The following is an 11163-nucleotide window of genomic DNA, read 5'->3' as shown; positions in this document are numbered from 1 at the left end:
GTACGAGATCTACACCATCATCAACGCGCTGGCAGACCAGGGGAAGGCCGTCGTCGTCATCTCCTCCGAGCTGCCTGAGCTGCTCGGCATCTGCGACCGCATCTACACCCTCGCGTTCGGCCGGGTCACCGGCCAGCTGCCGCGGGAGCGGGCCACGCAGGAGAGCCTCATGGAGCTCATGACCAAGGAAAGGGAGAACGCCTGATGACTGCCGTCGCGGGCCTCAAGGAGATCTTCACGCGCAACCTGCGCACGAGCGGCATCTACATCGCGTTCGTCGCCATCATCGGGCTCTTCACCATCCTCACGGACGGCATGCTGCTCAGCCCGGGCAACCTCACCAACATCGTCCTGCAGTACTCGTACATCCTGATCCTCGCCATCGGCATGGTGATCGTCATCATCGCCGGGCACATCGACCTGTCCGTCGGGTCGGTGGTGGCGCTGACAGGCGCGGTCTCCGCGGTCGTCGTCATCAAGAACGGCGCCCCGTGGTGGCTCGGCGTGCTGGTCGCCCTCGCGGTCGGCCTCGCGGTCGGCGCCTGGCAGGGCTTCTGGGTCGCGTACGTCGGGATCCCCGCGTTCATCGTGACCCTGGCCGGCATGCTGCTGTTCCGCGGCATGACGCTGCAGGTCCTCGAGAACATCTCGCTGTCGCCGTTCCCCGGCGAGTACCAGAAGATCGCCGGCGGGTTCCTCAACGGGATCCTCGGCGGCAACGGGTTCGACGTCTTCACGCTCGTGATCTTCGCGCTGGCGCTCGTCGGCTACGGCGTGAGCCAGTTCCGCTCCCGCCAGGCCCGGATCAAGTACCAGCAGACCGTCGAGGCGTTCCCGCTGTTCGTCCTCAAGCTCGTGCTGATCTCGGCCGTCGTCATGGCGTTCGGCTACCAGCTCTCGCGCAGCCGCGGCCTGCCGATCGTGCTCATCATCCTGGGCGTCCTGATCATGGCCTACACGATCGTCACGACGAAGACGGTCTTCGGCCGCCACGTCTACGCGATCGGCGGCAACCTGCACGCCGCGCAGCTGTCCGGCGTGAAGGTCCGGAAGATCAACTTCTGGATCTTCGTCAACATGGGCTTCCTCGCCGCCGTCGCGGGTGTCGTGTACTCGTCGCGGTCCAACGGCGCCCAGCCCGGCGCGGGCAACATGTTCGAGCTCGACGCGATCGCCGCCTGCTTCATCGGTGGCGCGTCGACCACGGGCGGCGTCGGCCGCGTCACCGGCGCCATGGTCGGTGGTCTGATCATGGGCGTCATGTCCAACGGCATGCAGCTCATGGGCATCGACCAGTCGGTGCAGCAGATGGTCAAGGGCCTCGTCCTGCTGCTCGCCGTCGCGTTCGACATCTACAACAAGCGCCGCGCGGGCGCTGCTCGCTGACGCACCGCCGGCCGGGTCCCGCACCACGCACCACCCGGTGCGCCGCGGGACCCGGCCGTCGCCGTACCGGCGGTCGGGCCCGGTTCTACCGGGCCGACCGGATCCGGCCAGTGCCGGCCAGTGCTGGCCAGTTCCGGCCAGGAACCCCCGGACGGCGGTTGAGGTCCGAATGCCCAGGCCAGGTAGGCTGCACCGGCGCGAGAGGACGGTAGACCATGGCGGGTTCGCAGTCCTCGCTGCGTGAAGCCAACCGTGCCGCCGTCGTCGACGCCGTCAAGCGCCACGGCGGACTCACCCAGGTCGAGCTCGTCGGCGCCACCGGCCTGTCCGCCGCGACCGTCTCGACCATCGTCAAGCAGCTCCTCGCCGAGGGCGTCGTCGAGACCCGGTCCACGATCCGCACCGGCCGCCGCGCGCAGCTCGTCACCCTCGCGCACCGCGTCGGCCTCGCCGTCGGCGTGCACGTCGGGCACCGCCACCTGCGCGTCGCGATCGCCGACTTCACGCACGAGGTCCTCGCCGAGCGCGTCCTGCCGCTGCCGCAGGAGCACCGCGTCGACACGTCGCTCGACCGGCTCGCGCTGCTCGTCGTGGACCTGCTCGAACGCCTCGGCCTGAGCATCTCCGACGTCGTCGGCATCGGCGTCGGCCTGCCCGCCCCCGTCGACGACGCGACCGGGATGATCTCCGTGCGCGGCATCATGCGCAGCTGGGACGAGGTGCACGTCGGGCACGTCATCTCCAAGCGCCTCGCGCTGCCCGTCTACGTCGACAACGACGCCAACCTCGGCGCCCTCGCGGAGAGCACCCGCGGCGCGTCCCGCGTGTACCGCGACAGCGTCTACGTCCGTGCGTCCTACGGGACCGGTGCGGGCATCGTCATCAGCCACCAGGTGCACCGCGGCTTCGCGGGCACCGCGGGCGAGATCGGGCACGTCCAGGTCGACCCGCAGGGCGACATCTGCCGGTGCGGGAGCCGCGGGTGCCTCGACACCGTGGTCGGCGCGCGCGCGCTCGTCGAGCCGCTGCGCGCGTCGCACGGCAACCTCACGCTGCGGGACGTCGTCCAGCGCGCCAACGAGGGCGACCCCGGGTGCGCGCAGGTCATCGCCGACGCGGGCGCGCAGATCGGCGTGGTCGTCTCGGGCGTCGCGATGACCGTCAACCCGCAGTGCATCGTCGTCGGCGGCGAGCTCGCCGAGACCGGCGAGATCCTCCTGACACCCATGCGGGAGGCCATCCGTCGGCGCGTGCTGCTCAACCAGATCGCGCCGCTCGAGGTCATCCCCGCCGAGCTCGGCAACGCCGCCGAGGTCGCCGGGGCGATCGCCCTCGTCCTGCAGAACGCCGACATCGACCTCGACCCGACGGCCGCCGCGGGGGTCGGCGCCGAGGCCGAACGGGTGGAGGTGGACGGCGCGTGAGTACGCCCGGAGGCATCATGACAGGAGCACCAGTGCACGACGGAGAGCAGGTGAGACCGATGGGAGCGACGGCGCCCCGGGTCCCGCTGCTGGCGATGAAGCAGATCACCAAGCGGTTCAACGCCGTCGAGGCGCTCGTCGGCGTCGACTTCGAGGTCTACGCGCACGAGGTCGTCGCGCTCGTCGGCGACAACGGCGCGGGCAAGTCGACGCTCGCCCAGATCGTGTCCGGCGTGCTCACGCCCGACTCCGGCATCATCGAGCTGGCCGGCGAGCCCGCGACCATCCCCAACCCGTCCGCCGCGCACGCCGCCGGCATCGCGACGGTGTTCCAGGACCTCGCGCTGTGCGACAACCTCGACGTCACCGCGAACCTGTTCCTCGGCCGCGAGGCCACCGCCGGAGGCTCGTTCCTGCGCGACGGCGAGATGGAGCAGACCACCAAGCGGATCCTGCGCGACCTCAACAGCCCCATCCCGTCGGTCAAGACGCAGCTGCACGCCCTGTCCGGCGGGCAGCGGCAGTCCGTCGCGATCGCGCGCACCCTCATCGGCAACCCGCGGATCGTCGTGCTCGACGAGCCGACCGCCGCGCTGTCCGTCGCGCAGACCGCCGAGGTCCTCACGCTCATCGAGCGGCTGCGCGAGCTCGGCCTCGGCGTCATCCTCATCAGCCACAACATGGTCGACGTGCGCGCCGTCTCCGACCGCATCGAGGTCCTGCGGCACGGGCGCAACAACGGCTCGTTCGACGCGACGACCGCGAGCTACGAGTCGATCCTCGCCGCGATCACCGGGGCCACGTCGTACATCAAGGGCGACCGGGCGTACTGAGGGCCTGCCCGACAGCGCCGAGACCCGCAGAGAGGAGACTGGCACCGTGCGACCGTTCCACCGCCGCCCCCGCGTGCAGGCCGTCGTCGGCGACGGGTTCCTCGCCGCCGAGGCGCCCGCGCTGCAGACGTCGATCGTCGCCGCGCTCGACACGCACGAGCGCACCGCCGGCCGACCCATGCGCGTCGAGCTGCACGTCGAGCGCGGTGCCGGGACGCGGCTCGTGCTGAGCCTGCGCAACATCGACGTCGGCTTCGTGCCGCCCGACGAGGTCCCCCTGCTCGCCGCGCAGATCCCCGCCGGGAAGGCCGTCGTCGTCGTGCCCGGCGTCGTGCACCGCTCCGGGGACCTCTGGCGCGTGTGGGTCGGCGAGGGCCCGGCGGACGGCGTCTTCCCCGCCGCACCCGAGGGCCTCGACACGCTCCCCGTGCCCGAGCCGTCGATCGCCGGCATCCCGCTGAAGATGCTCGGCCGCACCGACCGCGAGGTCTGACGGCCGCCCGCCCGGCCGGTGAGGCAGCAGGCGGGCGACCGCTGGTCAGCAGGTGACCGCAGGACCCGTCAGTAGGTGAACGCCGACACGCGGTCCTGCAGGCCCTGGGCCATCACCGCGAGCTCGCGGATCGAGTCGCCCATCTGCGTGAGCACCTCGGTCGTCGACTGCGCGGCCGTCGCGACGCCCGTGATGGTGCCCGCGATCTCCTCCGCGCCGGCCGCGACCTCGACCACCCCGCGCGACATCTCGTTGGTGGTCGCGGTCTGCTCCTCGACCGCCGACGCGATCGTCAGCTGGTAGTCGTTGATCCGCGCGACGATCTCCGAGATCTGCGCGATCGCCGCGACCGCACCCTCCGAGTCGCCCTGGATCGCCTCGACGCGGCGCGCGATGTCCTCGGTGGCGTTCGCCGTCTCCTGCGCGAGGTCCTTGACCTCCCCCGCGACGACCGCGAAGCCCTTGCCGGCGTCGCCCGCACGCGCCGCCTCGATCGTCGCGTTGAGCGCCAGCAGGTTGGTCTGCGCCGCGATCGACGTGATGACCTTGACGACGTCCCCGATCTCCCGCGAGCTCACGCCGAGCTTCGCGACCGTCTCGTTGGTCCGCGACGCGACGAACGTGGCCTCCTCGGCCACGCGCGCGGCCTCCTGCGCGTTCTCCGCGATCGACCGGATGGACGCGCCCATCTGCTCCGCACCGGCCGCGATGAGCTGCACGTTGCGGCTCACCTGGTCGGCTGCGGCGGCGACGACGCCCGCCTGCGTCGAGGTCTCCTCCGCACCCGCCGCGACCTGCGACCCCGCGGCGGACATCTCCTCCGACGCCGCCGCGACCGTGCTCGACGCCTCCGTCACGCCGACCAGGGTCGTCCGCAGCGACGACTGCGCGCGCGAGAGCGCCCCCGCCATCCGGCCGAGCTCGTCGCGGTTGCGGACCGTCGGCACGACCGTGAGGTCGCCCCGCGCGAGCGCGTCCATGCTGCGCTGGACGTCCTCGACCGCCCGGCGGACGCCGCGCGCCAGCGCGAGGCCGAGGGCCAGTGCCGTGACGAGCCCGACGCCCGCCACGACGAGCATCGTCACGCGGGCCTGCGCGGCGTGGGCCTCCGCGGCCGCCAGGCGGCGCTCTCCCTCGTCGTTCACGTGCGTCGACAGCGCCGCGAGCGACTCGACGAGCACCGTCCCCTTGTCCGCGAGCGCGCCGCGCTCCGTCGCCCACGTCGCCCGGTCGTCCGACATCGCCGGCGGCATGACCTTGGTGTCCACACCCGTGCGGTACTCGCCGTAGGCGGCGAGGAACTCGTCCCACTCGGGCGGCAGCGTGCCGTAGCTCCCCTCGAACGCGGCCGCGAACCCGTCCGCCGCCGTGTCGAACGCCGCGTACGCGTCCTGCACCGCCTGGTACTGCTTCTGCTTGCTCGCCGCGTCCGGGTACGCCGGGACGCCCGTGATCGAGTTCCGCACCGTCCACAGGGCGTTGCTCACCGTCGCGAGCTCGGTCGTGACCGTGTCGGCCGCGACCGCCGTGTCCGCCGAGCGCTGACCGAGCGACGTCAGCGCCGTGATGCCGTAGCCGCTGACGACCAGGACGACGACGCCGAGGACGCCGACCAGCGCGAGGATCTTCGTGCGGACCGACCGGTCGCCGACGAGCCGCCGGCGCTCGCGCCCGGCACCGGCACCGGCACCCGGGCCTGGGGCGTCGGGCGTGTCGGGCCTGCCGGGCCGGGGTCCGGGTCGGCGACGGTCCTCGGCGGGCGGCCGCTGCGCGGGGACGTCGTCGGTGCGGGGCGCCGCGGAGCGCGGCGAGGTGGCGACAGGCATGAAGAGCTCTCCTCGTGACGGGCGGGCCACGACGGCCCCGCCACACGAGCCGATCGACCCGAGCCGCGCCGCGTTGACGGGACTGCGTCACTGACGGCGCTCCCACCGGTTTTTCACGGGAACGATCACCCTTCCGCGGCAACGATTGCCCGCCGCACCCGTCGCCCGGGACGACGAAGCCCCCGACGGGTCGTCCGTCGGGGGCTTCGCGGGTCACGCCGGGGCGCGGCCGTCAGGCGGTGGGGCCGGTCAGAAGTCCCAGTCCTCGTCCTCGGTGTTGACGGCCTTGCCGATGACGTACGACGAGCCCGACCCGGAGAAGAAGTCGTGGTTCTCGTCGGCGTTCGGCGACAGCGCCGACAGGATCGCCGGGTTGACGTCCGTCTCGTCGCGCGGGAACAGGGCCTCGTAGCCGAGGTTCATCAGGGCCTTGTTGGCGTTGTAGCGCAGGAACTTCTTGACGTCCTCCGTGAGGCCGACGCCGTCGTAGAGGTCCTGCGTGTACTCCACCTCGTTGTCGTACAGCTCGAAGAGCAGCTCGAACGTGTAGTCCTTGAGCTCCTGGCGCTCCTCGGCCGACAGCTTCTCGAGGCCCTTCTGGAACTTGTAGCCGATGTAGTACCCGTGCACGGCCTCGTCGCGGATGATCAGGCGGATGAGGTCGGCCGTGTTGGTGAGCTTGGCGCGGCTCGACCAGTACATGGGCAGGTAGAAGCCGGAGTAGAAGAGGAACGACTCGAGCAGCGTGCTCGCGACCTTCCGCTTCAGGGGCGAGTCGCCCTTGTAGTACTTCATGACGATCTCGGCCTTGCGCTGGAGGTTGACGTTCTCCTCCGACCAGCGGAACGCCTCGTCGATCTCCTTGGTGGAGCACAGCGTCGAGAAGATCGACGAGTACGACTTGGCGTGCACCGACTCCATGAACGCGATGTTCGTGTAGACGGCCTCCTCGTGCGGCGTGATCGCGTCGGGGATGAGGCTGACCGCGCCTACCGTGCCCTGGATGGTGTCGAGCAGCGTCAGGCCGGTGAAGACGCGCATGGTGAGCGTCTTCTCCTGCTCCGTCAGCGTCGCCCACGACTGGATGTCGTTGGAGACCGGCACCTTCTCCGGCAGCCAGAAGTTGCCGACCAGGCGGTCCCAGACCTCGGCGTCCTTGTCGTCGTCGAGCCGGTTCCAGTTGATCGCCGACACGCGGTCGATCAGCTTCAGCTTCCCCGTGGGGCTCATCTCAGCACTCGCAATTCGTCGTCAGGAAATCGAAACCGCAGGGGGTCAGAGCATGCAGGAGACGCAGCCGTCCACCTCCGTCCCCTCCAGCGCGAGCTGGCGGAGGCGGATGTAGTAGATCGTCTTGATGCCCTTGCGCCACGCGTAGATCTGCGCCTTGTTCAGGTCGCGCGTCGTGGCCGTGTCCTTGAAGAACAGCGTCAGCGACAGGCCCTGGTCGACGTGCTGCGTCGCCTCGGCGTACGTGTCGATGATCTTCTCGTAGCCGATCTCGTACGCGTCCTGGTAGTACTCCAGGTTGTCGTTCGTCATGAACGGCGCCGGGTAGTAGACGCGGCCGATCTTGCCTTCCTTGCGGATCTCGATCTTCGACGCGATCGGGTGGATCGACGACGTCGAGTGGTTGATGTACGAGATCGAGCCGGTCGGCGGGACCGCCTGCAGGTTCTGGTTGTACAGCCCGTGCTCGGCCACGAGGGCGGCCAGCTCGCGCCAGTCGTCCTGCGTGGGGATGTGCACGCCGGCGTCCGCGAACAGCGCGCGGATCCGCTCGGTGCGCGGCGCCCACTCCTTCTCGACGTACTTCTGGAAGTACTCGCCCGTGGCGTACTTCGAGTCCTCGAACCCGTAGAACTTCTGGTTCCGCTCCTGCGCGAGCAGGTTCGACGCCCGGATCGCGTGGTACGCGACCGTGTAGAAGTAGATGTTCGTGAAGTCGAGGCCCTCGTCGGACCCGTAGAAGATCCGCTCGCGCGCCAGGTAGCCGTGCAGGTTCATCTGCCCGAGGCCGATGGCGTGCCCGCCGCGGTTGGCGCGCTTGACCGACGGCACCGACTCGATGTCCGTCTGGTCGGAGACGGCCGTCAGGGCGCGGATCGCGGTCTCGACCGACTTGCCGAAGTCCGGCGAGTCCATCGACAGCGCGATGTTCATCGAGCCGAGGTTGCAGGAGATGTCCCGCCCGATCTCCTTGTAGGAGAGGTCCTCGTTGAACGTCGACGGCGTCGAGACCTGCAGGATCTCCGAGCACAGGTTCGAGTGCGTGATCTTGCCCTTGATGGGGTTCGCACGGTTGACCGTGTCCTCGAACATCACGTACGGGTAGCCCGACTCGAACTGCAGCTCGGCGAGCGTCTGGAAGAACTCGCGGGCGCTGATCTTCGTCTTGCGGATCGACGCGTTGTCGACCATCTCGTAGTACTTCTCCGAGACGTCGATGTCGGCGAACGGCACCCCGTAGACGCGCTCGACGTCGTACGGCGAGAACAGGTACATCGGCTCGTTCTTCTTGGCGAGCTCGAACGTGATGTCCGGGATGACGACGCCGAGCGACAGCGTCTTGATCCGGATCTTCTCGTCGGCGTTCTCGCGCTTGGTGTCGAGGAACCGGTAGATGTCCGGGTGGTGCGCGTGCAGGTACACCGCACCCGCACCCTGGCGGGCGCCGAGCTGGTTGGCGTACGAGAACGAGTCCTCGAGCAGCTTCATCACGGGGATGACGCCGGAGCTCTGGTTCTCGATGTGCTTGATGGGCGCGCCGTGCTCACGGATGTTCGACAGGAGCAGGGCCACGCCGCCGCCGCGCTTGGACAGCTGCAGGGCGGAGTTGATGCCGCGCGCGATGGACTCCATGTTGTCCTCGATGCGCAGCAGGAAGCAGGAGACGGGCTCGCCGCGCTGCGCCTTGCCGAGGTTGAGGAACGTCGGCGTCGCCGGCTGGAAGCGGCCGGACACGATCTCGTCGACGAGGCTGATCGCGAAGTCCTGGTCGCCCTCGGCGAGGCTCAGCGCGACCATGCAGACGCGGTCCTCGAAGCGCTCCAGGTACCGCTTCCCGTCGAACGTCTTCAGCGTGTACGACGTGTAGTACTTGAACGCGCCGAGGAACGTCTGGAACCGGAACTTCTTGGAGTACGCGTACTCGAAGAGCGTCTTGATGAACGCCGGGTCGTACTGCGCGAGCACGGCCGGGTCGTAGTACTTGTTCTCGACGAGGTACTCGAGCTTCTCCGCGAGGTCGTGGAAGAAGACGGTGTTCTGGTTGACGTGCTGCAGGAAGTACTGCCGCGCCGCCTCCCGGTCCTTGTCGAACTGGATCTTCCCGTCCGCGTCGTACAGGTTGAGCATCGCGTTGAGGGCGTGGTAGTCCAGCCCCGTCAGCTCTACGCGGGTATCTGCGACTGTCGCTGCCAAAATGTCCTCAATCCCTCGCGGACGCGGTGCACGTCCTCGTTCGTTCCCATGAGCTCGAACCCGTACAGGTAGGGGACGCGGCACTTGGCCGCGACGATGTCCCCTGCGATGCAGTAGGCCTCGCCGAAGTTCGTGTTGCCGGCCGCGATGACGCCGCGGATCAGCGCACGGTTGTCCTCGTCGTTGAGGAACTTGACGACCTGACGCGGGACCGCGCCGCCCTCGTTGCCCCCGCCGTAGGTGGGGACGACCAGGACGTACGGCTCCGTGACGTGCAGGAACGGGTCCGACGGTCGCAGCGGGATGCGCTGCGCCGGCAGGCCCAGCTTCTCGACGAAGCGGTGCGTGTTGTCCGAGGCGGAGGAGAAGTAGACCAAGGAGCTCATCGACGTGCTCCCCTCACCTCGGGACGACGGTGCCGGTCCGGTGCCGGTTGGTGCCGCGGGCACGGCGGAGCCGGCCCTGTTCCTGATCGGTACCGGGGGCGGAGGCCCGCCGGGCCGGCACGGTGCGAGTCAGCGCCGGCCCGGGGCGTCCGTGGTGGGCGGCCCGTCCGGCCGCCCGTGGGTCAGGCGACCGCTGCCGACAGCCGGTCGGCGAGCGCCTTGATGCGGTCGGGGCGGTAGCCCGACCAGTGCTCGCCGTCGACGATCACGACGGGGGCCTGCAGGTGGCCGAGCGACATGACGTAGTCGCGCGCGTCGGCGTCCTCGCTGATGTCCACGACGGTGTACTCGGTGTCGAGCTTGTCGAGCGCGCGGTAGGTCGCTGTGCACTGCACGCACGCCGGCTTGCTGTAGACCGTGATCGTCATCGTGGCTCCTTCTTCACTGTCCGCGGCGCTCCCCCCGGAGTGGCCGCGCATGTTCTTCGGGCCCTCGCGGGCCGACTGCGACTCCCCCGCCGCGTCGACTTCAGACACTACACCTAGGGGTAGGACAAGCAAGTCACCACTAGGGATTGTGTTACATGCGTGTCGTTCGACTTCACCCTGTGGAGAACTCAGGCTATCGCCGAGCACCCACAAAGCCCCCGACCTGCGGGTTCGTCAGCCGTCCACAGCCGTCCCCAGGGACCCCACACCGCGGTGCACAACGACGTCCACAAGCCGAGGGTCCAGTTCGTCCCGGACGCGCCCGTGCACGACACGCCGGGCGGCGCGAAGGTCGTCGGGGCGCGATCCCCCGGACGGGTGACGGACCCCTCGTCGCGTCGGCGTCCACGCCGGTCGGGCGGCCCTCCGGTGGCTCGTGCGACCACCCCGGTCCACAGTGGGGCGACCGCCCCGACGACCGCCTCGGGGCGTCCCGACGACCGGGAGGAGCCCCGATGCCCGACCTCAGCGACGCCTTCAGCGGGTACTCGACCGACGACGTGCCCGCCGCGCAGGAGTTCTACGGGACCGTCCTCGGCCTGGACACCGACGTCGAGGACGGGATGCTCGTCCTGCACCTCGCGGGCGGGCGCGACGTCCTCGTCTACCCCAAGGGGGAGGCGCACACGCCCGCGACGTACACGGTGCTGAACTTCCGGGTCGACGACGTCCCCACGGCCGTCGCCGAGCTGCGCGACCGGGGCGTGCGGTTCGAGCGGTACGAGGGCCTGCCGACGCAGACCGACGACGACTTCGTGTTCCGCGGCGGCGGCCCGCTCATCGCGTGGTTCACCGACCCCGCGGGCAACGTGCTGTCGGTCATCGCCCGCGACTGACCGCCTGCACGCCACGCACGACGACGGACGGCCCCGGCTGCACGCCCCTGAGGGGCGCGGCCGGGGCC

10 protein-coding genes and 1 pseudogene are annotated in these 11163 nt (G+C 69.8%); 6 read left to right on the top strand and 5 right to left on the bottom strand.

The features are described 5' to 3' along the window. From CBZ_RS17920 to CBZ_RS17900, 5 genes and pseudogenes are all read left to right on the top strand, one after another. Positions 1–205 (top strand): annotated as a pseudogene (locus CBZ_RS17920) (ABC transporter ATP-binding protein); the annotation flags it as partial. Next, positions 205–1386 (top strand): multiple monosaccharide ABC transporter permease, encoded by a 1182-nt coding sequence (mmsB, locus tag CBZ_RS17915; protein ID WP_130782830.1) that lies wholly within the window; start codon positions 205–207, stop codon positions 1384–1386. The pseudogene CBZ_RS17920 and the gene mmsB, both read left to right, overlap by 1 nt. Before the next feature lie 215 nt (positions 1387–1601). Next, complete coding sequence (locus CBZ_RS17910; protein ID WP_130782829.1) at positions 1602–2810, top strand: ROK family transcriptional regulator; 1209 nt, start codon at positions 1602–1604, stop codon at positions 2808–2810. A gap of 59 nt (positions 2811–2869) precedes the next feature. Next, on the top strand, positions 2870–3643 hold the full coding sequence (locus tag CBZ_RS17905; protein WP_130782828.1) for an ATP-binding cassette domain-containing protein: 774 nt from the start codon (positions 2870–2872) through the stop codon (positions 3641–3643). Positions 3644–3689: 46 nt separating this feature from the next. After that, positions 3690–4136 carry a hypothetical protein gene (locus CBZ_RS17900; RefSeq protein WP_246013522.1) on the top strand — a complete coding sequence of 149 codons (447 nt, stop codon included), beginning with the start codon at positions 3690–3692 and terminating at the stop codon, positions 4134–4136. A gap of 68 nt (positions 4137–4204) precedes the next feature. On the opposite strand, the gene CBZ_RS17895 is transcribed toward CBZ_RS17900, so the two are convergent. From CBZ_RS17895 to nrdH, 5 genes are all read right to left on the bottom strand, one after another. Then, complete coding sequence (locus CBZ_RS17895) at positions 4205–5962, bottom strand: methyl-accepting chemotaxis protein (RefSeq protein ID WP_130782827.1); 1758 nt, start codon at positions 5960–5962, stop codon at positions 4205–4207. A gap of 249 nt (positions 5963–6211) precedes the next feature. After that, positions 6212–7192 (bottom strand): class 1b ribonucleoside-diphosphate reductase subunit beta, encoded by a 981-nt coding sequence (gene nrdF / locus CBZ_RS17890; protein WP_130782826.1) that lies wholly within the window; start codon positions 7190–7192, stop codon positions 6212–6214. A 45-nt stretch (positions 7193–7237) separates the two neighbouring features. Further along, on the bottom strand, positions 7238–9385 hold the full coding sequence (nrdE, locus tag CBZ_RS17885) for a class 1b ribonucleoside-diphosphate reductase subunit alpha (protein WP_130782825.1): 2148 nt from the start codon (positions 9383–9385) through the stop codon (positions 7238–7240). Then, positions 9355–9771: a class Ib ribonucleoside-diphosphate reductase assembly flavoprotein NrdI gene (gene nrdI, locus CBZ_RS17880; RefSeq protein WP_130782824.1), complete on the bottom strand. Its 417-nt coding sequence runs from the start codon at positions 9769–9771 to the stop codon at positions 9355–9357. The genes nrdE and nrdI overlap by 31 nt, the downstream gene beginning before the upstream one ends. Before the next feature lie 182 nt (positions 9772–9953). Continuing rightward, on the bottom strand, positions 9954–10199 hold the full coding sequence (gene nrdH, locus CBZ_RS17875; RefSeq protein WP_130782823.1) for a glutaredoxin-like protein NrdH: 246 nt from the start codon (positions 10197–10199) through the stop codon (positions 9954–9956). Between the two features lie 515 nt (positions 10200–10714). On the opposite strand from nrdH, the gene CBZ_RS17870 reads away from it, so the two are divergent. After that, entirely contained in the window at positions 10715–11095 is a 381-nt protein-coding gene (locus CBZ_RS17870) for a VOC family protein (RefSeq protein ID WP_130782822.1), read from the top strand. Positions 11096–11163 lie beyond the last annotated feature (68 nt).

This window comes from Cellulomonas biazotea, assembly GCF_004306155.1.
Classification (GTDB): Bacteria; Actinomycetota; Actinomycetes; order Actinomycetales; family Cellulomonadaceae; genus Cellulomonas; species Cellulomonas biazotea.
Note: the sequence above shows the minus strand (reverse complement) of the source record. Positions and strands in the feature narration are given on the sequence as shown.